The sequence below is a fragment of the Microbacterium sp. H83 genome (assembly GCF_001650405.1).
Classification (GTDB): domain Bacteria; phylum Actinomycetota; class Actinomycetes; order Actinomycetales; family Microbacteriaceae; genus Microbacterium.
The window spans coordinates 76049-97327 of sequence record NZ_LWCU01000045.1; the positions used below are offsets into that span (position 1 = coordinate 76049).

Below are 21279 nucleotides of genomic sequence, written 5' to 3' on the forward strand. Positions count from 1 at the left end.
CACCCGGCTAGGAAAAAGTATTCATCACTAACTAATTCCCTGCAAGTTATTCTCGGAAACGTCATGCGGCCGTAACATCGCGGCTCCCGGGTAGGCTCTGCGGCATGTCAGGGCCTCTGGACGACAGCACTCGCTCCACCGTCGCACGGCATGCAGAGCTGCCCACGCCCCGCGCACTGTCCACCTTCCTCAGACTCGCGGCCGTCGCGGTGGCGGTGCTGGTCGTGTCGGCCACGGCCGTCGCGACCTTCATCGCGGTCGACGTCCTGAACCGCGTCGGCGACGGGGCGGTCGCGCTCGAGGGCGATGCCGACGTCGCTCCCCCGTCGCTCGGGGCGTACCCCGACGACAAGGGCTTCAGCATCCTCGTCGTCGGAACGGACGAGTGCGGGGAGGTCTCGACGCAGCTCCTCGGGGACCGCTGCGAGAAGGACGGCGACAGCAACCGCAACGACGTGAACCTCCTCGTCCACGTCTCCGCCGCGCCGCGGAACGTGACCGTCGTCTCCTTCCCCCGGGACCTCGGGGTCGAAGTGCCCGAGTGCACCAGGGAGGACGGGACGACGGCACCCGCGCTGGAGAAGGCCGAGATCAACTCCGTCTTCGACCGCGCCGGCATCCCCTGCGTCGCGCAGACCGTCACCGAGCTGAGCGGGATCCCGATCGAGTTCGCCGCCAAGATCAGCTTCGACGGGGTGATCGCGATCACGGACGCCATCGGCGGCGTCGAGGTCTGCGTGGCCGGCGAGGGCATCCGCGACCCCCTCGCCGCCATCGACCTGCCGCCGGGGACCCATACCGTCTCGGGAGCGAACGCACTCGCCTTCCTCCGCACCAGGCACGGCGTCGGCGACGAGAGCGACCTCGGCCGCATCTCGAACCAGCAGCAGTACATGTCCCGTCTCGCGAAGAAGATCCTCAGCGCCGAGACCCTGACAGACCCGACCACGCTGCTGCGGCTGATGAACACGGTCGCCGACAACATCGTGCCGAGCGAGTCGCTGAACAACGCCCTGACGCTGACGCAGCTGGGGCTCGCCCTCAAGGACGTCCGCTTCTCGGACTTCGTGTTCGTGCAGTACCCGAACGTCGCGGACCCTGACGACCGCGACAAGGTCGTCCCCGATGAGGATGCCGCGGCGGCCCTGTGGGAGGCGCTGATCGCCGGGCGGCCGATCTCACTGTCCGGCGACGTGGCGACGAACGGCAGCGTGGAGCTCGTGACACCGGCTCCCGTGGAGCAGCCGGCGGAGACGGCCGCCCCCGGTACGGTCGCGCCGGAGACCCGGGCGACCCTGCCTCCCGAGATCTCGGGTCAGTCCGTCGACCAGGACACCTGCTCCGTGGGCAACCGGTCGGACTGAGCGCGTAGTCTCGGAGCATGGGCCGCACGCGATCTCGAGACGCCGAGCATCCGCAGGCGCGACTCGACCACGGCGGCATCGCGACCATCGTCCCCTCCGAGTTCACGAGCGGGTTCGAACTCGTGGTCGACGGCACGCCGCAGTCCCACGTCGACCTCGACGACCCGCGTCATCTGCACTTCGAGTACATCGTCCGCATGGGCGCGGTGATCGACCAGCTGCCCGACGGAGAGCTGACAGCCGTGCATCTGGGGGCGGGTGCGCTGACCATCCCCCGCTACATCGAGGCGACGCGGCCGGGATCGCGCCAGCAGGTGATCGAGCTCGAGGCCCCGCTGGTCGGGCTCGTGCGAGAGCATCTCCCCCTCCCGCGGGGCGCCGCGATCCGCGTGCGGATCGGCGATGCCCGCGAGGGCGTCCGGCGACTGCCCCCGGCCGTGATCGGCCGCTGCGACCTCGTGGTGTCCGATGTGTACTCGGGGGCGCAGACGCCCGCGCACCTCACGAGTCTCGAGTTCTACCGCGAGCTCGCCGAGCTGCTCGCCCCGACCGGGGTGCTCCTCGTGAACGTCGCCGACGGTCCGGGTCTGGCGTTCGCCCGGCGACAGGTCGCGACGATCGCCGAGGTGCTGCCCGAGATCGGCATCCTGGCCGACACGCAGGTGCTCAAGGGCCGCCGGTTCGGCAACCTCGTCATCGCGGCCTCCCTCGCCCCCCTTCCCGCGGAATGGCTTCCCCGCGTGCTGGCGGCAGGCCCGCATCCCGCGAAGATCGCCCAGGGAGCCGAGGTGACCGCCTTCGTCCAGGGAGCGAGGGTCGTCACGGATGCGGACGCCGTCGCGTCTCCGCGACCGGACGCGTCGCTGTTCCTGCGCTGATCCGATCCGCCCGGGTCGGATGCGCGGATGCGGGGCGTGCCGCCCCGACGGACGCGTCCCGCGAGGCAGACTGGATGCGGGGATGGTGCGGAAGGAGAGCAATGAGATTCATCCGAGGATACGACCAGGACAGTCTTCGCGAACTGGTCGATCTCGATGAATGCGCGACACGGCTGGAGGAGATCGAGAGCCAGCGCAGTCTGCCCGCCATGCTCGAGCGGGTGTGGCTGCTGAAGGTCCTCGGTCGTCTGGACGACGCCCTGGTGCTCGCCGACGAGACCGTTCGCCAGGCACGGATGGCCGGAACCCGACGCGACGTGCTGCGCGCCCGGGTGCTGCACGCGACGATCCTGCAGTACAGAGGAGCGCACGCCGCCGCCGAGCAGGAGCTCGCCACCTGCGCCTCGGAGGCCGAGGGGCAGCGCTGGCTGTCGATCGCGGCCTTCGCACACCAGCACCACGGCAAGAACGCCTACGAGGCCGGCGACTACGAGACCGCGCGGGAGAGCTTCAAGCAATCCCTGTTCCTCCGGCGCGAGGCCGGAGCGCAGGACAGCGAGCTGGAGACCGCGCTGCTGGCGATCGAGGCGGCCGAGCGACGTCGCTCGTCGGAGCTGCTCGTCGGCTGACCTCCGCCTGCGGAGATGTCGGTGGCATGGCCTAGCCTGATCGCATGGCGGAACTCAACCGGGTGCGGGTCTGGGGCGAGGCACTGATCGCACTGCACCTCGACGACAGCTGGTCGTTCGGATTCGACCATGCGAAGCGGCGCGCCGGCCAGTGCGACTACTCCAAGAAGCGCATCACCGTGTCGCGCTACCTCGCCGCGCGCTTCGAGGACGACGAGATCCATCAGGTGCTGCTGCACGAGGTCGCGCACGCGCTCGCCGGCCATGCAGCCGCGCACGGCGCCGCATGGAAGCGCATCGCGCGAGACCTCGGCTACGTCGGAGGAACGACGCATCACGGCGAGACCGCCGAGGAGCTCGCCCCGTGGGTCGGACGCTGTCCCTCCGGCCACATCTCCTACCGCCACCGCCGACCCTCGCGCGCGACGTCCTGCGCACGCTGCTCGCGCACCTACGACGCCCGCTACGTGTTCTCCTGGACGCGACGGGAGATCACGGCCGACACCCGCCTCGCGGCGCAGATGTCGCGCTGATCAGACCACGGGTCGGCCGTCCGGCTCGCCGCCCTCGCCCGGCTCTCGGCTCGGCTCGTCGCCACGCACCGCGTCCGGTTCCTCGGCCTGCACGGCGTCCTGCTCCTCGGCCTGCGCGGCGTCCTGCGGATCCCGCTCCGGCGCATCGGTGCTCCCCGCCTCGCGTGCGCGCACACCGCGCCGACGGACGAGAGCCGCCACGAGCCGCCAGCCGACCAGGAAGACCGCCAGGACGAGCGTGGCCACGATGATGAACGGCACCTGCGCCGTGTCGCCCGACGCCACGCGGAGGAGCAGCCCGCCGACGACGGTCACCAGCCACACCACGGCTCCCCAGGCCGGCGACCAGGGTCGACGCGGCCGGGCGGGCAGCAGCGCGGCGACGGCGTGCCCCACCAGCAGAGCGACCAGGAACGGCCACGCGGTCAGCAGGAATCCGAGAGGGTCCTCGTCATGCGAGGCACGGCCGATCACCGCGAAGACGAGAACGAGCACGGCGTCGAGGACGAGAGCGGGGAGGTACCTCATGCCACGACCCTACGTCGCCGACCGCGATTCCTCCGGCCCGCGCCCGGCCTGTCCGCGACCGCGCGGCGATCACTCGAACGCGACGAACACACCGTCCTGCAGCACGGGAACCACGGTGAGGGCATCGAGCTCGGCGGCCTCGGCGACGGAGGTCGGCTCGAGCCCCGACGCGCTCATGCGGTCGGTCGCCGCGACGCCGTCGAGGATCTCGCGTGCGGAGCCGCTCGCGCTGATCATGTGACGCAGCGCTCGGCGGAGCGCTCGGAATCCCTCCGCGGCGACGGCCGCATCCGGCGCTGTGTGGTCGATGCCCAGATCGGTGAGGGCGGCGATGATCGCCCCGGCCCCGAGCTGGTCCTCGACCGCGAATCGCAGCACGCCCTCCGCGTCGACCTCGCCTGCGGCGATGACGGCGACCGACGTGCGAGCCTGCCGGCGCTCCTGGAGGGCGGCGACCGCACGCGCCACCGCCGAGGCGTTGCGCAGACCGCCGAGCAGAACGGGCGTCCCACCCGCCGCGACCGCCGCCGCCGCGCCGTTGCGCGACCACTCGACGGCATCCGCCAGAGCCACCGTCGTCCCCGCCGCGACCGCATCCGCGACCGTCGAGGAGAAGCGCAGGACGTCGACGACCACGACGACGTCGGCGGGAGCGAGACGTGAAAGACCGTCGACCCCCCAGTCGAAGCGCACCTGATACGTGGACTGGTCGAACGGAGACGGCATCCTCTCAGCCTAGGGCGGGGCCGGACGCGCGAGTGCCCCGTCGACGGAATGTGTCGACGGGGCACCGCTGTCTCCGGTCAGTCCGCCGCCAGCGCCTCGACGGGCGCGACCCGGGTCGCGAGTCGCGTCGGCGCCGCGGCCGCGACCAGCGTCAGCAGCGCCGTGGCGGCGACGATGATCGCGACCGGCAGCCAGGGCACGTGCGGCGCCACGAGGCCCGCTGGTTCGAAGTCGGGCAGGGTCGGCGTCGAGCCGAGCAGCGACTGGGCGGCGATCCAGCCGTAGACCACGCCCAGGACGAGACCGGTCAGCGTGGCCGCGACCGTGATGTGCGTGGCCTCCAGGAGCACCATCCGGCGCACCTGGAGGTTCGACAGGCCGATCGAGCGCAGGAGTCCGAGCTCGCGTCGACGCTGCACGACGCCGATCGTCAGGAGGTTCACGAGTCCGACGGCGGCGATGACCGCCGACACCGCGACGAGCACCATCATGACGCCCGCGAACGCGTCGAAGGGGGTGAAGAACTCCGCGGGCACGTCGCCGCCCTGCTGTCCGATGAGCATCTGCTTCACCGACTCCAGCGCGACGGCGAACATCGTCACGAGCGTGACCCCCATGACCACGCCGATCGCCATGCGCGAGGACCGCTCGGGATACCGCAGGGCGTTCTCCGCGGCCAGGCGCGCGGTCGCGCTCGTTCCGAACATGCGTCCCACCAGCCGCAGCACCGGCGGCATGAAGAGCACGGACCCCAGCGCGAGCCCGGTGAAGGACAGGAGCCCGCCGAAGAAGGCGACCACGACGCCGAGCGGGTGCACGAGCCCGAGGACGACTCCGGCGGCCAGCAGCAGCGCGCCGCCCACGAGGAGCACCCAGGCGCCGATGTGGCGACGGGTCTGCGAGACCTCGTCGTGCGTGCGCTCGACCGACCCTCCGATGGCCTGCAGCGGGGTGACCGAGAGGACGCGGCGGGATCCCGCCCATGCGGCGACCCACGTCGTCAGCGCCACTCCGATCGCGGGCAGCAGGATCATCGGCTGGGCGAGCGAGAACCCGTCCGGCTGGGCGGCGATGAGGCCGGATCCGACCTGGACGCCCACCGCCGACACCCCCAGGCCCGCCAGCGTCCCGAGCGCGGCGCCGATGACGCCGACCACGAGCCCCTGCCGGCCGACCTCCGCCCGCTGCGCACGCGAGGTCGCGCCGATCAGGCGCAGCAGTGCGATCTGACGGGTGCGGCCGGCGATGATCGTCGAGAAGGTGTTGGCCGTGACGATCGCGGCGACGTACATGGCGACCGCGGTGAGCAGCACCGACAGGATGCCGACGACGAAGGCGAGGGTCTCGCTGTCGCCGATGAACGGGTCGGCCTGCAGCACGGCTCCGAGGTATGCCGTGGTCTCGACGAGCACCACGCCGAAGGCGGCCGACAGAGCTGCGACCAGGATGCTGGCCCCCATGCCGCGGTCTCGCAGCCACGCCAGACGCGAGCCGGTCGCCGCGGTCTGCGGCACGGTCGCACTCGTGACGGGCTGCGCCGTCGCGGTCACGCCGCGACCTCGGCGGCGAGCATGTACGCCGAGATCTCCTCGGCGCTCTGCCGCGGGTGGTCGGCGACGATGCGGCCGTCGCCGAGGAAGAGCACGCGGTCGGCATGGCTCGCCGCGATCGCGTCGTGCGTCACCATGGCGATCGACTGACCGTGCTCGCGACTGGCGGTCGCCAGCAGCTGCAGCACCTCACGGCCTGTTCGCGAGTCGAGGTTGCCCGTCGGCTCGTCCGCGAACACGAGATCCGGAGCGGTGGCGAGCGCCCGAGCGATGGCGACGCGCTGCTGCTGTCCGCCCGACAGCTGATGCGGGCGGTGCTGCAGACGTGCGCCCAGCCCGAGAGTGTCGACGAGTCCGTCGATGCGAGCCTTCTCGAGCGCGCTCGGACGGCGTCCGTCGAGCTCGAACGGCAGCATGATGTTGCCGAGCGCGGTGAGGGTCGGCACGAGGTTGAACGCCTGGAAGATGAAGCCCACACGGCGTCGACGCAGGATCGTGAGGTCGAGGTCGGCGAGTCCCGTGATCTCGGTGTCGCCGATCCATGCGCGACCCTGCGACGGGGCGTCGAGTCCGGCCATGATGTGCATGAGCGTGGACTTGCCGGAACCGGACGGTCCCATGATCGCCGTGAACTGGCCGCGTCGGATCCCGACGCTCACGTCATCGAGCGCGTGGACGGTGCCCTCGCCGGCGCCGTAGGTCTTCGTGAGGTGCTGGACCCGTGCCGCGAGGCCGAGGTCGGTGGTCGTGATCTCCATGCTTCTGACGCTATGACCGGCCGCGGTCGCACCGCGTCGGCCTGACGGCGCATCCGCGTACATCGCGAGGATGATCCCCCGCGAGGGCGCCGTCGCCGATGCGGACGCGGACGCGGACGCGGACGCGGATGCTCAGGCGAGACCGTGCTCGAACGCGAACACGACGAGCTGCACCCGGTCGCGAAGCGCGAGCTTGGTGAGGATCCGGCTGATGTGCGTCTTCACGGTTGCCTCGCTGAGGTACTCCCGTGCCGCGATCTCGGAGTTCGAGAGTCCGCGCGCGGCGAGCGCGAAGATCTCCCGTTCCCGGTCGGTGAGCGCCGCGAACTGCGCGGGCACGGGCTTCGGCGCCTCCGCGAAGTGCTGGAAGAGCTCCCGTGTGGCGGAGGCCGCGATCACGCTCGAGCCGGCATGCACCGTGCGGATGGCGGCGAGCAGGAACTCCGGATCGGCGTCCTTCAGCAGGAATCCGCTCGCTCCCTGACGGATCGCCCTGGCCGCGGCCTCATCGAGATCGAACGTCGTGAGCATCACGATCCGCGGCGGATCCGGCTGGGCGAGGATCTCGGCCGTGGCCGTGAGACCGTCCATCACCGGCATCCGGATGTCCATGAGCACGACGTCCGGTCGCGTCGATCGGACCAGGTCGATGGCCTCGCGTCCGTCGCCCGCCTCTCCGACGACGTCGAGGTCGGGCTGCGACGCCACCAGCATGCGGATCCCGGCGCGGAACAGCGCCTGGTCGTCGACGAGCACGACCCTGATCATGCGGTTCCTCCGATAGGCAGCGACGCGCGGACGACGAACTGCGTGCCCTCGCGCTCCGCCTGCAGGCTACCGCCGACGAGCTGCGCGCGCTCGCGCATGCCGATGACGCCGTGTCCGCCGCCCTGCGACGGTTGGACTCCGGCGATGTTGCGCACCTGCAGATCCACACGCTCGGGGAACCACGCCAGGTGCACGTCGACCGAGCCGTCGCCGTGCCGGATGGCGTTCGTCAGCGCCTCCTGCAGGATCCGGTACACCGCGAGCTGGATGGCTCCCGGCGGCTCCCCGGGAGGGGTCGGGTCCACCGTGATGCGCGGCTCGACGCCGGCCTGCCGCACCTGGGCGAACAGCGCCTCGAGGTCGGCCAGCGTCGGCTGGGGGCCGTCGCCCTGGCGATGGCGCAGCTGCGTGAGGAGCAGGCGGACGTCGCTCAGCGCGCCGCGCGCGGTCTGCGCGATCGTGCCGAGGGCTTCCGTCGCCATCTCGGGCTTCGCCGCGGCGGCGTACCGCGCGCCGTCGGCCTGCGCGATCACGACCGCGAGGGAGTGGGCGACGATGTCGTGCATGTCGCGCGCGATCCGCACGCGCTCCTGCTCCTCGGCGGCGAGGGACTCCGCCTGCAGCTGGGCGGCGCGCGTGCTCCGCCCGCGCAGCACCACGCGCCACAGCAGACCGCACACCCACGCGAACCCGAGGGCGAGGATCGACAGGACGAGCAGCAGCGTTCCCGTCGTCAGCTGGTCCCAGCCGCTCGTCGCGCCGGAGGCGATGCCGTTGACCACGACGATGTAGACCGCCGCGACGAGGCCGCCGAACAGCGCGGACCCGAATCCCCACCACAGCACGGTGCGGGAGCCCCAGGCGGACGTCGCGTAGAGCACGAGGAGGATGGCGAGGTCGATCGGCAGCGGAGCGAATCCGGCGAGCATCTGCACGATCGCGCCGGTCCAGGCGGCTCCGAGCGCGAGACCGGGCGCGAGGCGCCCGACGGCGACACCGCCGAACATCAGGATGCTGGCGACCACCATGGCGACGACCGCGACGCCGGTCGTCGCCGGACCGTAGAAGACGACCGAGAGCGGCGTGAAGATGAGGAAGAGCAGCGTCGCCCCGACGATGTCGAGCACGAGCGCCGTGCGGGAGAGCGGGCGGATCACCCGCTCCACGCTACGCGGCTCGGCGAGCGGCCCGCATCCGCCTGGAGATGTACTCGCCGTCAGGCACGCGCGAGGATCTCGCCGTGCGGCACCAGGAACCAGCCGTCGCCGGCATCCGCCCACCTCTTCCAGGCGTCGCTGATCCCCCGGAGGTCGTCCGCAGAGGCGGAGCCGTCGTCGACCAGCTGCCTCGCGAGCGCCGATTCGAGGATGCGGTCCGCCCACATGCCGCCCCACCAGGAGCGCTCCTCCGGGGTCGCGTAGCACCAGGTGGAGGCCGTCGCCGTGACGTCCTCGAAGCCCGCCGCGCGGGCCCAGGCGAGCAGGCGCCTCCCTGCATCGGGCTCTCCGCCGTTCGCCCGCGCGGCGCGCCGGTACAGGTCGAGCCATCGGTCGAGCTCCGGGAGCACCGGGAACCAGATGAACCCCGCGTAGTCCGCGTCCCGCGCCGCCACGATCCCGCCCGCGACCGTCACGCGACGCATCTCGCGCAGCGCCTGCACGGGGTCGCCGACGTGCTGCAGCACCTGATGCGCGTGCACGACGTCGAAGCTGTCGTCGTCAAAGCTCAGCGCGTGCACGTCCTCGACGGCGAAGTCGACGTTCGTCACCCCTCGCCTCTCGGCCAGGTCGCGCGACAGCGACAGCGCCCCCTCGTCGATCTCGGTCGCGGTCACGCGGGCGACGGCAGCGGCGAAGTCCATCGTGATGCTTCCCGGGCCCGCGCCCACGTCGAGGAGCCTCACTTCGGGGGCGAGGTGCGGACGGAGGTACGCCGCGGAGTTCGCGATGTCGCGGACGCTGTGGGAGCGGAGGACGGACTCGTGATGTCCGTGCGTGTACGTGGCCATGCTCCAGTGTGGCAGGCGCGCTCGGCTCCTCAGCGGAGCTCGGCGACAGCCCGACGGATCGCCTCGCGGTCGGGCTTGCCCGACGACAGCACATCGAGCCGGTCGACCATCACGAGCCGCACCGGTCGGGCGTGCCTGCCGAGCTCCTCGGCCACGAGGTCGCGTGCGTGCGCCAGCTGGTCGGATTCGCTGCGTCGCAGCGCTTCGCCGCGCGGAGCGACGATGACCGACGCCTCCCCCCACCGCTCGTCGTCGACGCCGACGACGACCGCCGAGGTGAGACCGGGGATGCGGCGCACGATGCCTTCGACCCGGTCGAGGGAGATGTTGATGCCGCCCGAGACGATCACGTTGTCCGCGCGCCCGTGCACCCGCACCACTCCCTCGTCGACCAGGCCGAGGTCACCGGTGTGATACCAGCGGATGCCGTGCTCGTCGTGCGAGAACATGCGTGCCGTGAGCTCGCCGTCGCCCAGATACCCGTCCGCGAGCATCGGCCCCGCGATCCGCAGCTCGCCGGCGACCGCGCGCACCCCGACCGAGTCGAGCGGGATGCCGTCGTAGACGCAGCCGCCGCTCGTCTCGGTGGACCCGTACGTGCGCACCAGCCGCACCCCGAGGGCGTCCGCCCGCTCACGGAGCGGCTGCGGCAGCGCCTGGCCGCCGACGAGGATGGCCCGGTATGCCCGGAGCGCAGCCAGCACGGCGCGGTCGCCGGACGCATCGAGCAGCGTCGCGAGCTGCGCGGGGACCAGCGACGTGTAGAGGTCCTCGGCGGCCCGTGACGGCCGTCCCATCGAGAGGGTCGCCTCGGCGAAGGACATCGGCGAGAAGCGACCGTCGAGCGCCACCGGCTGCGTCCCCGCCACGATCGACCGCACCACCACCTGGAGTCCGGCCACGTAGCCCGCGGGGAGCGCCAGCAGCCATCGACCGCTCCCGATGCGGGCGGCGGTCGCCTCGGCGCTCGCGCGCAGCGCCTCTCCGCTCAGCGCCACCCGCTTCGGGATGCCGCTCGACCCCGAGGTGGCGATGACCACCGCCGTGCCCCTGGAGACGCGGTCGGGGGCGTCTCCGAGCATCCCGAAGCCCAGCGCGGGTCCGCCGTCGAGCGCCCGGACCAGCGCCTCGCGCAGCAGCGCCGGGTCTTCGGCGTCCGTCGGGATCAGCGCGACCATCGGCGTTCCGTTCGCTCAGTAGTGCCAGGGGAAGGGGGACCAGTCCGGGTCGCGCTTCTCGAGGAACGAGTCGCGGCCCTCAACGGCCTCGTCGGTGCCGTATGCGAGTCGCGTCGCCTCGCCCGCGAACACCTGCTGGCCGACGAGTCCGTCATCGACCGCGTTGAACGCGAACTTCAGCATCCGGATGGCCGTCGGCGACTTCGTGAGCACCGTGCGGGCCATGCTCAGAGCCTCGCGCTCGAGATCCGCGTGCGGCACGACGCGGTTGACGGCGCCGGCCTCGTAGGCGCGCTGCGCGGAGTACTCCTCGGCGAGGAAGAACACCTCGCGCGCGAACTTCTGACCGGTCTGCCTCGCCATGTACGCGGAGCCGTACCCGGCGTCGAAGCTCCCGACGTCGGCATCGGTCTGCTTGAACCGCGCCTCCTCGGACGACGCGATCGTGAGGTCGCACACGACGTGCAGCGAGTGCCCGCCGCCCGCGGCCCACCCCGGGACCACCGCGATGACGACCTTGGGCATGAAGCGGATGAGTCGCTGCACCTCGAGGATGTGCAGGCGGCCGGCGCGCGCCGGATCGTGCACGGTCGTCTCGTCGTCCGAGTACTTGTAGCCGTCCCGTCCGCGGATGCGCTGGTCGCCGCCCGAGCAGAACGCCCAGCCGCCGTCCTTCGGGCTGGGTCCGTTGCCGGTGAGCAGCACGGCGCCGATCCGCGAGTCCTGGCGCGCGATGTCGAGCGCGCGGTACAGCTCGTCGACCGTGTGGGGGCGGAAGGCGTTGCGCACCTCCGGTCGATCGAACGCGATGCGGGCGACTCCCCCGTCATGCGTGACGTGCGCGGTGATGTCGGTGTAGTCCTCCGCACCGGGCGCGAGCACCCACTCCTCGGGATCGAACAGGTCGGAGACGAATGCGCTGGTCACGGCATCCAGCCTATTCCTCGCAGGCGGCGCGCGAAGAGGGCGCAGACGGGGAAGACGATCGGGCAGAAGCCTGCGACGGCGCCGACCGTCACCCAGAACCCCACGTGGACGATCGACCCGAGCGCCGCGACGACCGCGGAGCCGACCGCCTCGCCGGTCGAGGCTCCAGCGATCAGCTGGCCGAGCAGCACGCCGCCGAACGCGCACGCGGGCACGGCAGAGTCTGCGGGTCGCGGCACGTCGTGCGCAGCAGCCGCTGACATGCGAGCACGATCGTGCCGCGGAGCGGCTCCCGCAGGTGCGTGTCGAGAGTCCGAATGGGTCGATCCTCCTGCGGTTCTGGCGGGCGCTGACGCCCGAGCGAGCAGAATGGGCACATGATCCCGCCGCTCGCAGACCTGATCGACTCGGCTCGTGTCGTCGCCCTCCCCCTGCACACGCGCTTCCGCGGCGTCGACACCCGCGAAGCGCTGCTATTCGAGGGGCCGGAGGGGTGGGCCGAGTTCTCCCCGTTCGCGGAGTACGCGGATGCCGAGGCCGCGACCTGGCTCGCCGCGGCGATCGATTTCGCCTGGCGCCCTCAGCCGGCGCCGCTGCGCGACCGGATCGGGGTCAACGCCACCGTCCCGGCGATCGGCGCCGAGCGCGTGCCCACGCTGCTGGCGAGATTCGCCGGCTGCCGTACGGCGAAGGTCAAGGTGGCGGAGCCCGGGCAGACCCTCGCCGAGGACGTCGCCCGCGTCCGCGCGGTGCGCGAGGCGATGGGCCCGGAAGGTCGCATCCGCGTGGACGCGAACGGGCTGTGGAACGTCGACGAGGCCGAGCACGCGGTGCATGCGCTGTCCGAGTTCGACCTCGAATACGTCGAGCAGCCGTGCGCCACGGTGCCCGAGCTCGCGGAGCTGCGCTCCCGCGTGAAGTACATGGGCATCCCGGTCGCGGCCGACGAGAGCATCCGCAAGTCGTCCGACCCGCTCGCCGTGGCGCGCGAGAAGGCCGCGGATCTCCTGGTCGTCAAGGCGCAGCCGCTCGGCGGCATCACGCACGCCCTGCAGCTCGTCACCGCGGCCGGACTCCCGGTCGTGGTCTCGAGCGCGCTCGACACGGCGATCGGGCTGTCGCAGGGCGCGGCGCTCGCGGCGGCACTGCCGACCCTCGACTACGACTGCGGCCTCGGCACGGCGTCGCTCTTCCAGGACGACGTCGCGGACAGGCGTCCCGTCGACGGGTGGATCCCCGTCGACCGAGCGGCACCGGACGGCGCGGCTCTCGACCGCCTGTCGGCATCCGTCGACCGACGCGACTGGTGGCTCGCTCGGCTCACCCGCTGCCATGAGGTGCTCGCCGCGCGCTGAGTCGATCTCGTCCGCATGCCGATGTTCCGTCTGCATGCCGAAACGCGCCGTTCCGGCATGCAGATGGCATCTCGGCCTGCAGACGGCGGGAGACGGCGGCGGTGTGAGACGGCGGCGGCCACGAGCCGACGGCGGTGTGAGCCGACTACGGCGGGAGACGGCGGCGGTATGAGCCGACGGCGGTGTGAGCCGACGGCGGTGTGAGCCGACTACTCCGCGAGGAGCAGCTGCACGAGCCGGCCGAGCTCCTCGCTCCCGGACTGTCGGAGCTGCTCGGCATCCTGGCCCGCCATCGCGCCGCGCACGGTCATGCCCTCCCAGATGATCATGAGCACACGCGCGGCCGCCTCCGCGGGAACACGCAGCTCGAGCGCGCTCACCGTCACGATGTCCGTGATGATCGTCGCGATGCTCGTGACCATCTCCCGCTCCTGCGCGAGGTACGCCGCTCCGAACTGCTCGTCACGCAGGGCGCGGATGCGGATCTCGCTCATGAGCATCACGCCGAGGCGGTCATCGCCGCCGGCATCCATGATGTCCTGCACCAGCTCGATCGGATCGCATCCCTCCGAGAGGCCTCCGGCCGCGGCGATCTCATCGACCCGGGTGCGCACGGCGCGCACGCGCTGCTCCGCGACGCTCCCGGCGAGCATGAGGAAGAGCTCGTCCTTGGATTCGAAGTTGGAGTAGAAGGCACCGCGCGTGAACCCCGCGCGCTCGCACACGGCCTCCACGGATGCGCCGTCGAGACCGACCTCTGCGAAGACCTGCGCTGCGGCATCGAGCAGTCGCGCTCGGGTGTTCTCCCGGCTGCGGGTCACGGGCGTGGTCGTCATCGATCTCCCCTTCCGAGCTCCTGAGCCTATCAATTCACACCCCGCACACAGACTCGCTCTCGGGGATCGCTCTACGATACAACTATGTATCGGATACACCTGTGTATCCACACCACATCCTCCGAGGAGCCCCGTGTCCACACTCCTGTCGTCGCTCGGTCGCTGGTCGTACCGGCACCCCTGGCGCGTCCTCGTCTCCTGGCTCCTCGCCCTCGGCATCGCCGGGGCCGGGGCACTCGTCCTCGGCGCCGGCACGGACAACTCGTTCTCGATCCCGGGAACGGAGTCCCAGGCGGGCCTCGAGCAGCTGGGCCGCTCGTTCCCCCAGGTGAGCGGCACGAGTGCGCAGATCATCGTGGTCGCCGCCGACGGAGACTCCCTCTCCGATGACGACTACCGCGACCCCATCGAGGACGCCGTCGGGGAGCTCGCGGACCTCGACGACTCGGTGGTCTCGGCGACGTCGCCGTTCGACGAGATGGTGAGCGGCATGATCAACGAGGACGAGACCGCGGGGATCGTCCGGCTGCAGTTCGACGGACAGTCGACCGATGTCCCGGAGGAGACCCGCGACGACCTCCGCGCGGTCGTCGCCGACCTCGCCGAGCAGCTCCCCGCGGGCGCGCAGACCTCGCTCGGCGGCGAGCTGTTCGCGACGTCGATCCCCGGCGTGACCCTGACCGAGGCGGTCGGCCTCCTCATCGCACTGCTCGTGCTCGTCGTGACGTTCCGGTCGTTCGTCGTCGCCGGGCTCCCGCTCCTGACCGCCGTCCTGGGCGTCGGCATCTCGATGGCGGGCATCTTCGCCGCGACGGCCTTCGCGACCGTCTCGTCCACGACGCCCCTGCTCGCCCTCATGCTCGGCCTCGCCGTCGGCATCGACTACGCGCTGTTCATCATGGCGCGGCATCAGGATCAGGTCCGCGACGGCGTCGCGCCGGAGGAGTCCGCCTCCCGCGCCGTCGGCACCGCCGGCTCCGCCGTGGTGTTCGCCGGGGTCACGGTGCTGATCGCGCTGATCGGCCTCGGCTTCGCCGGCATCCCGTTCCTCACGACGATGGGCATCGCCGCATCCGTCGCCGTCGCGATCGCCGTCGCCATCGCCGTGACCCTCACCCCCGCGCTGCTCGGCTTCATGAAGGGTCGCGTCGTCGGACGCACCCGACCGCTGCTGTCGAGGCGCACGCGGACGGGACGCCCGGCGAAGGATGCCGACGGCGTCGATGCGGGGGCCGAGCCGGAGACGGCGACAGCGACGCGCCGCAGCGGCAACCGCTGGGTGAACGGCGTCACGCGGCGGCCGGTGCTGGTGTCGCTCGCCGTCGTCGTCGGCCTGGGCGTCGTCGCGATCCCGGCGCTGAGCCTGAACCTGGCGCTGCCCAACGCGGGCGTTCTGCCGAAGGACTCCGAGGCGCGGCAGACGTACGACCTCGTCGGGCAGGAATTCGGCCCCGGCTTCAACGGCCCGCTCATCCTCACGGGCACCATCGTCACCTCCACCGACCCGCTGACCCTCATGGAGGACCTCGGCGATGCGGTGGCCGACATCGACGGGGTGAAGGAGGTCGCGCTCGCGACCCCGAACGAGACGGCCGACACGGGCATCGTGCAGATCGTCCCCGAGACGGCGCCGGACGACCCGGCGACGGCCGACCTCGTGCGCGAGCTGCGCGCCCAACACGACGAGTGGCTCGACGAGTTCGGGATAGACCTCAAGGTCACCGGCTTCACCGCCGTGGGCATCGACATCTCCGATCAGCTCGGCAAGGCGCTGCTGCCGTTCGGCGTCTTCGTCATCGGGCTCTCGCTCATCCTCCTGACCATCGTCTTCCGCTCGATCTGGGTGCCGATCACCGCTGCGGCGGGCTACCTGCTCTCGATCGTCGCCGGCTTCGGCGTCGTGGGTGCCGTGTTCGAGTGGGGCTGGTTCGCCGATCTCCTCCACGTCGCCAAGGTGGGACCGATCATCAGCTTCATGCCGATCATCCTCATGGGCGTGCTGTTCGGGCTCGCGATGGACTACCAGGTGTTCCTCGTCTCGCGGATGCGCGAGGACTTCGTCCACGACCTGGACGCCCGGAGTTCCGACCGGACCGTCCGGCGGGCGGCCGCTCTCCGCGCGGTGCGCAGCGGGTTCTCCGGCTCCGCGAAGGTCGTCACCGCCGCGGGGCTCATCATGTTCGCGGTGTTCGTCGCCTTCGTTCCCGAAGGCGACTCCTCCCTCAAGCCGATCGCGCTCGGTCTCGCCGCCGGCATCGCGATCGACGCCTTCCTCGTGCGCATGACGCTGATCCCCGCGCTGATGGCGATCCTCGGCGAGCGCGCCTGGGAGATCCCGGCCTGGCTCGAACGGGTGCTCCCGCGCGTCGACATCGAAGGCGAAGCGGTCGAGCGTGAGCGGCACCTGGCCGACTGGCCGGGCGACGACTCGGTCGTCGCCGCGGACGACCTCGCGATCGCGGATGCCGGCATCCACGGCCTGCGCCTGCGCGTCGCGCCCGGCGGCGCCGCGGTCGTCACCGGCTCCTCGGCCGGCGCGCACCGTGCGCTCGCTCTCGCGATCGCCGGACGCGTGAGTCCCGACGGCGGTCGACTGCGAGTGGCCGGGCACCTGCTGCCGGGACGCGCCGCCTGGGTGCGCGCGCATGTGGGCGCCGTGATCGCGACGGATGCCGACGACACGGCATCCGCACTGTCCGAGTCGTTGCGCGGCACCCCCGCCCTCGTGGTCGTCGACGGCGTCGATCGACTCTCCCCCGCCGAGCGCGACCAGCTGGCCGCCCGCCTCCGCGACGCGGCCTCCACCGCGGTCGTGCTCACGGCGCTCGCACCGCAGACGGCACTCGACCTCCTCGCGGATGCCGGACGCTCCGCCGACCGGATCGTCGACCTCAGCGCCGACGTGACTGTCGCCGACAGCGCCGACGGCACCCGACGAGAAGACGAACCCACCGAATCGACCGAGGTGCACGCATGACCCTGCCCATCGAGCGCGCCCGCTCGCGCAAGCCCGTCACCTGGCTGACCATCCTCGGCATCCTGCTGCTGCCCGCCGCGGTCGGCGGCATCCTCGTGGCATCGCTGAACGACCCGACCGAGCGCCTGGAGTCGATGACCGCGGCGATCGTCAACCTCGACGAGCCCGTCGAGATCGACGGCCAGGTCACTCCCCTCGGACGTCAGCTCGCCGCCGGGCTCGTGGAGGGCTCGGACGAGCTCGACTCCAACCTCACGTGGGTGATCTCGAACGAGGACGACGCGAAGGACGGACTCGCGGACGGCTCGTACCAGGCCGTGATCACGATCCCGGAGGACTTCTCGGCCGCGGCGACGTCGGCAGGGCAGACGATCGCCGACGGCGGAGGCACGCCGGAGAGGGCGACCATCGAGGTGACCACACCCGACGACGGCCTCGTGGCCGACGACCTGATCACGAGCCAGATCGCGAACGTCGCAGCCTCGAGCCTCGGGACCATGCTCTCGGAGGCGACGCTGGAGAACGTGCTCGTCGGCTTCACGACGATCGGCGATCAGATCGGGGAGGCGGCCGACGGAGCGGCCCAGCTCGCCACGGGTGCCCGCGATGCCGCGACCGGGGCGGCCGAGATCCCGGAGGGAGCCACGCAGCTCGCGTCGGGCGCCGACGGGCTGGGCGAGGGCGCGTCGTCCCTCGCATCGGGTCTCGACACCCTCACCGGAAAGACGCGCGAGGCGGCAGCCGGGGCGTCGCAGATCGGACAGGGCCTGACGAACGGAGCCGTCGAGCTGCAGAAGAGCGCCGACGGCATGACGCGGCTCGTCGGAGCGGTGCAGACCGCGTCGGGATCCGCGACGGATGCGGCGGCTCAGACCGCCGCGCTCGTCCGGACGCTCGGCGGTCTCGCGGCAGACTGCGACCCCGCGGCATCGGGCGATCTCTGTGCGCAGCTGGCGTCCGCCGCGGCGGATGCGGCCACCGCCGCGACGTCGGCGGGCACGGCGTCGGGGTACCTCACGGCCGTGGCGCCCCAGGTCGCGACCCTCCCCGGCGCGTTCTCGACCCTCGCGACGCAGACCGGTCAGGCGGGCGCCGCCGCCACGACACTCGCCGACGGCCTCAACCAGCTCGCGACCGACGGCCTGGCGGCCTCGGCGTCGGGGGCCCGCGCCCTGTCGACCGGTGCGGGGCAGCTGTCCGACGGCGCGACGCAGCTCGCCACCGGCACCTCGGAACTGGCCACCGGACTCGACACCCTCGCGACCGGCACCGGCGACCTGGCGGGCGGACTGCGCACGGCATCCGAGTCCCTCCCCTCATTCACCGACTCGGAGTCCACCGACCTCGCGTCGGTGATCGCCGATCCCGTCGCGTCCGAGGGGGCGGACGGCAGCACCATCTTCGGCCCGACCGCCATCCCGCTGCTCACCGCGGCCGTGCTGTGGTTCGGCGCCTTCGCGTCGTTCCTCGTGATGCGCGCCTACACGAGCCGCACGCTCACGTCGCGCCGATCGTCCGCCGGGCTCGCACTGCGATCCTTCGCGCCCGCGGCGATCGTCGGCGCGGCCCAGGGGCTGCTCGTCTCGATCGTGGTGCAGTTCGTGGCGGCCTACGACGCCGCCGCATGGTGGGCTTTCGCCGGCACCGCGGTTCTGACCGGCATCGTCTTCGCCGCGGTCAATCAGGCACTGGTCGCGCTGCTCGGCGGCACCGGCCGGTGGATCAGCGCGCTCATCGGCGTGCTCTCCGTCGCCACAGGGCTGATCTCGACGGTTCCCGGCTGGCTGTCCGACCTCGGCGCCGCACTGCCCACCGCGCCCGCGTTCGCCGGTCTGATCGCCGGGAACGGCGGAGCCGTCGCCGCGCTGGTGGTCTGGGGCGTCCTGTCGCTCGTCGCCACGACCCTCGTCGTCGCCGCCCGTCGCACGACGTCCGCCAAGGCCGCGCTGGCCGCCGCCTGACCGGCCACGCCCTGTCGTCCCAGGCACGGCTGTCGTCCCGGGCACGGCTGTGTTCCGGCACGGCTGGCGCCCCGGGACGGCTGTCGTCCCGGTACGGCTGGCGCCCCGTGCGGCGTCTCCCGGGCACGGCTGTCGTCCCGGTGCGGCGTCTCCCCGGGCACGGCTGCGGATCCGACGAGCGACGCGCCGGGCAAAGCATCCGATACCTCGGTGCGTCGGGTCCGAGATCCGAAGCCGTGCCCGACGTATGACACACCTGCGGGGCTCCATGACGACCGGATGCGGAAGCCGTGCCCGGCGTATGACACGCGTGCGGGGCTCCATGACGACGGGATGCCGGGGCCGTGCCCGACGTATGACACACCTGCGGGGCTCCATGACGACCGGATGCCGACGCCGCGCCCGACGTATGACACACCTGCGGGGCTCCATGACGACCGGATGCCGACGCTGTGCCCGACGTATGCGCGCGTGCGGGGCTCCATGACGACCGGATGCCGAAGCCGCGCCCGACGTATGACACGCGTGCGGGGCTCCATGACGACGGGATGCCGGGGCGGTTCGTACGATCGGGGCATGCGTCGACCGTTCATGGACACCCCCGAGCAGCTCGCCTCACTCGACGGGCAGCAGTATCTGGTGCTGCGGCCTACCGCCGCCGTCGCCCAGCTGTACGAGGTCGAGCAGGATGCCGCCCTCCGACACGTCCGCGTCCCGCACCCGCACACGGGCCACGTCACCCTCCGCGGCTTCTTCGAGCCGGAGCGGAGGGAGCAGCTGCGTGACCTGATCCGCTCGTGGGCCGGCCGTCAGCCTCCGATCGACGTCGCGGTGGATGCGGTCGACGTCTTCCCCTCTCCCTGGCAGATCGTCATCCTGCGGCTCGCGCGCCGTGCGTCGCTCATCGACGCGTACTCCAGCCTCACCGCCGCGTTGGACCGCACGGACGTCCGGAGACTCGGTGAGCTGAGTCTCGACGAGTGGACGTTCCACCTGTCGATCGTGTACGGCACGGACCTCGCACCCGACCGATGGGCTGCCCTCGCTCGGGCATCCGTGCGCGACCTCCCCGTCCGCCCCTCGGAGACGATCTCCGAGGCGGAGCTGGTCTGGTACGAGGGCGGCATCGAGCACGCGGAGGTCTTCCCGCTCGGCGGCTGAGCCACGGCATCCTCTCGTTCGCCGGGCACGGTTTCGGAGCCGACGCACGACACGCCGCGCACCTGGCGAGGTGCGCGGCGTGTTCGATCCGAGATCCGAAGCCGTGCCCGCGATGGCACGCCACGGCGCGCCACGGGGACGAACCGACTCAGCTCAGGCCGGAGTACGCGTGCAGGCCCTTGAAGAAGACGTTGACGATCGTGAAGTTGAAGATCACGGCCGAGAACCCGACGATCGCCAGCCACGCCGAGGGGTTGCCGCGCCAGCCGCGGGTCGCACGCGCGTGGATGTAGCCGGCGTAGAGCACCCAGATCACGAAGGTCCAGGTCTCCTTGACGTCGAAGCCCCAGAAACGGCTCCACGCGTAGTACGCCCAGACCGATCCGGCGATCAGCGTGAAGGTCCACAGGATGAAGCCGATGATCGTAAACCGGTACGCCATGCTCTCCAGGCGCTCCGATCCGGGGAACGTGCGGAGGAATCCGGGACCGGTCTTCTCCGCGCCCTCCGAGATGAGGCGCTCGCGTCGCGACTGCATGAGCTGGATCACCGACAGCGCGAAGGCCAGCGCGAAGAACGCGGTGCCGAGCGACGCCACGAACACGTGGATCACCAGCCAGACGCTCTTGAGCGGATCCATGAGCGGCGAGACCTCGACGTAGAAGTTCGTCGCCGCGAGGCCGAGCAGCACGACCACGAGCCCCGTGATGAAGGTGCCGAGGAAGCGCAGATCGATGCGCACCAGCACCGCGAGGAACACCGCGATGATGAGCAGCGTGCCCGTCATCGCGAACTCGTAGAGGTTGGCCCAGGGCACGCGCCCCGCCGCGAAGCCGCGGGTCAGCGTCGCCGCGAGGTGGAAGACGAACGCCAGCACCGTGAGCGACGTGCCGATGCGCGCCATGACGAATCGCTGCGGAGCGGGGGCGCTGCCGGATGCCGTTCCGCCGCCCTTCGCGCCCGCGCCGCCTCTCGCGGCCGATCCGGCGCCGACGAGCTCGAACTCCCGCACGCTCTGCGCGTCGGCGGACAGCTGCGACCGACGGGCGAGGTCGAAGGCGTAGGCCACGAAGGCCGCCGCGTAGATCGCGATCGCGGTCCAGAGCAGGATCGGCGAGATCACTTCGAGATCGAACATGGTG

Annotated in this window: 20 protein-coding genes; 8 read left to right on the top strand and 12 right to left on the bottom strand. The window is 71.6% G+C overall.

The genetic code is table 11. The annotated features are described in order from the left end of the window. The first annotated feature begins 104 nt into the window (after nucleotides 1-104). The 4 genes from A4X16_RS14355 to A4X16_RS14370 all read left to right on the top strand — a co-directional run bounded on the left by A4X16_RS14355 (nucleotide 105) and on the right by A4X16_RS14370 (nucleotide 3404). Nucleotides 105-1364: an LCP family protein gene (locus tag A4X16_RS14355; RefSeq protein ID WP_067121640.1), complete on the top strand. Its 1260-nt coding sequence runs from the start codon at nucleotides 105-107 to the stop codon at nucleotides 1362-1364. 17 nt (nucleotides 1365-1381) lie between these two features. Beyond that, nucleotides 1382-2242, top strand: coding sequence for a spermidine synthase (locus A4X16_RS14360; RefSeq protein WP_067121642.1), 861 nt, complete (start codon nucleotides 1382-1384; stop codon nucleotides 2240-2242). 101 nt (nucleotides 2243-2343) lie between these two features. Beyond that, nucleotides 2344-2871 carry a hypothetical protein gene (locus A4X16_RS14365; RefSeq protein ID WP_067121645.1) on the top strand — a complete coding sequence of 176 codons (528 nt, stop codon included), beginning with the start codon at nucleotides 2344-2346 and terminating at the stop codon, nucleotides 2869-2871. A gap of 44 nt (nucleotides 2872-2915) precedes the next feature. After that, a complete protein-coding gene (locus A4X16_RS14370) occupies nucleotides 2916-3404 on the top strand; it encodes a SprT-like domain-containing protein (RefSeq protein ID WP_067121647.1) in 489 nt (162 codons plus the stop codon). Here A4X16_RS14370 and A4X16_RS14375 read toward each other — a convergent pair whose 3' ends face one another. The 10 genes from A4X16_RS14375 to A4X16_RS14420 form a co-directional block, all read right to left on the bottom strand. Continuing rightward, nucleotides 3405-3932 carry a DUF3054 domain-containing protein gene (locus tag A4X16_RS14375; protein ID WP_082914477.1) on the bottom strand — a complete coding sequence of 176 codons (528 nt, stop codon included), beginning with the start codon at nucleotides 3930-3932 and terminating at the stop codon, nucleotides 3405-3407. A gap of 69 nt (nucleotides 3933-4001) precedes the next feature. Further along, nucleotides 4002-4658, bottom strand: coding sequence for a 2-phosphosulfolactate phosphatase (locus A4X16_RS14380; protein WP_067121649.1), 657 nt, complete (start codon nucleotides 4656-4658; stop codon nucleotides 4002-4004). Nucleotides 4659-4735: 77 nt separating this feature from the next. Then, nucleotides 4736-6208, bottom strand: a complete 1473-nt coding sequence (locus A4X16_RS14385; protein ID WP_067121652.1) for an ABC transporter permease — start codon at nucleotides 6206-6208, stop codon at nucleotides 4736-4738. Next, a complete protein-coding gene (locus A4X16_RS14390; RefSeq protein ID WP_067121654.1) occupies nucleotides 6205-6966 on the bottom strand; it encodes an ABC transporter ATP-binding protein in 762 nt (253 codons plus the stop codon). Before A4X16_RS14390 ends, A4X16_RS14385 begins: the two co-directional genes overlap by 4 nt. 132 nt (nucleotides 6967-7098) lie before the next feature. After that, nucleotides 7099-7734, bottom strand: a complete 636-nt coding sequence (locus A4X16_RS14395; RefSeq protein WP_067121656.1) for a response regulator — start codon at nucleotides 7732-7734, stop codon at nucleotides 7099-7101. Further along, nucleotides 7731-8891, bottom strand: coding sequence for a sensor histidine kinase (locus A4X16_RS14400; protein WP_067121872.1), 1161 nt, complete (start codon nucleotides 8889-8891; stop codon nucleotides 7731-7733). Before A4X16_RS14400 ends, A4X16_RS14395 begins: the two co-directional genes overlap by 4 nt. A 59-nt stretch (nucleotides 8892-8950) precedes the next feature. After that, the gene (locus A4X16_RS14405; protein ID WP_067121657.1) at nucleotides 8951-9742 is read right to left on the bottom strand and encodes a class I SAM-dependent methyltransferase; all 792 of its coding nucleotides are present in this window, start codon (nucleotides 9740-9742) and stop codon (nucleotides 8951-8953) included. Nucleotides 9743-9771: 29 nt separating this feature from the next. Next, nucleotides 9772-10920, bottom strand: coding sequence for an AMP-binding protein (locus A4X16_RS14410; RefSeq protein ID WP_067121660.1), 1149 nt, complete (start codon nucleotides 10918-10920; stop codon nucleotides 9772-9774). 15 nt (nucleotides 10921-10935) lie between these two features. Beyond that, nucleotides 10936-11847 carry a 1,4-dihydroxy-2-naphthoyl-CoA synthase gene (locus A4X16_RS14415; protein WP_067121663.1) on the bottom strand — a complete coding sequence of 304 codons (912 nt, stop codon included), beginning with the start codon at nucleotides 11845-11847 and terminating at the stop codon, nucleotides 10936-10938. Beyond that, complete coding sequence (locus A4X16_RS14420) at nucleotides 11844-12110, bottom strand: hypothetical protein (RefSeq protein ID WP_067121667.1); 267 nt, start codon at nucleotides 12108-12110, stop codon at nucleotides 11844-11846. Before A4X16_RS14420 ends, A4X16_RS14415 begins: the two co-directional genes overlap by 4 nt. A gap of 114 nt (nucleotides 12111-12224) precedes the next feature. Between A4X16_RS14420 and A4X16_RS14425 the strand changes: the two genes are divergently transcribed. Further along, on the top strand, nucleotides 12225-13202 hold the full coding sequence (locus A4X16_RS14425; protein WP_067121670.1) for an o-succinylbenzoate synthase: 978 nt from the start codon (nucleotides 12225-12227) through the stop codon (nucleotides 13200-13202). 209 nt (nucleotides 13203-13411) lie between these two features. Here the strand turns inward: A4X16_RS14425 and A4X16_RS14430 are convergent, their stop codons facing one another. Then, nucleotides 13412-14038, bottom strand: a complete 627-nt coding sequence (locus A4X16_RS14430) for a TetR/AcrR family transcriptional regulator (protein ID WP_082914478.1) — start codon at nucleotides 14036-14038, stop codon at nucleotides 13412-13414. A 133-nt stretch (nucleotides 14039-14171) separates the two neighbouring features. Here A4X16_RS14430 and A4X16_RS14435 point away from each other — a divergent pair, with 133 nt between their 5' ends. The 3 genes from A4X16_RS14435 to A4X16_RS14445 all read left to right on the top strand — a co-directional run bounded on the left by A4X16_RS14435 (nucleotide 14172) and on the right by A4X16_RS14445 (nucleotide 20137). Then, a complete protein-coding gene (locus A4X16_RS14435) occupies nucleotides 14172-17015 on the top strand; it encodes an efflux RND transporter permease subunit (RefSeq protein WP_067121675.1) in 2844 nt (947 codons plus the stop codon). Further along, nucleotides 17012-18976 (top strand): YhgE/Pip family protein, encoded by a 1965-nt coding sequence (locus A4X16_RS14440; RefSeq protein ID WP_067121678.1) that lies wholly within the window; start codon nucleotides 17012-17014, stop codon nucleotides 18974-18976. The genes A4X16_RS14435 and A4X16_RS14440 overlap by 4 nt, the downstream gene beginning before the upstream one ends. Before the next feature lie 576 nt (nucleotides 18977-19552). Further along, nucleotides 19553-20137, top strand: a complete 585-nt coding sequence (locus A4X16_RS14445) for a 2'-5' RNA ligase family protein (RefSeq protein ID WP_231880381.1) — start codon at nucleotides 19553-19555, stop codon at nucleotides 20135-20137. A gap of 148 nt (nucleotides 20138-20285) precedes the next feature. Here the strand turns inward: A4X16_RS14445 and ccsB are convergent, their stop codons facing one another. Further along, nucleotides 20286-21275: a c-type cytochrome biogenesis protein CcsB gene (gene ccsB, locus A4X16_RS14450; protein ID WP_067121681.1), complete on the bottom strand. Its 990-nt coding sequence runs from the start codon at nucleotides 21273-21275 to the stop codon at nucleotides 20286-20288. Nucleotides 21276-21279: the final 4 nt, after the last annotated feature.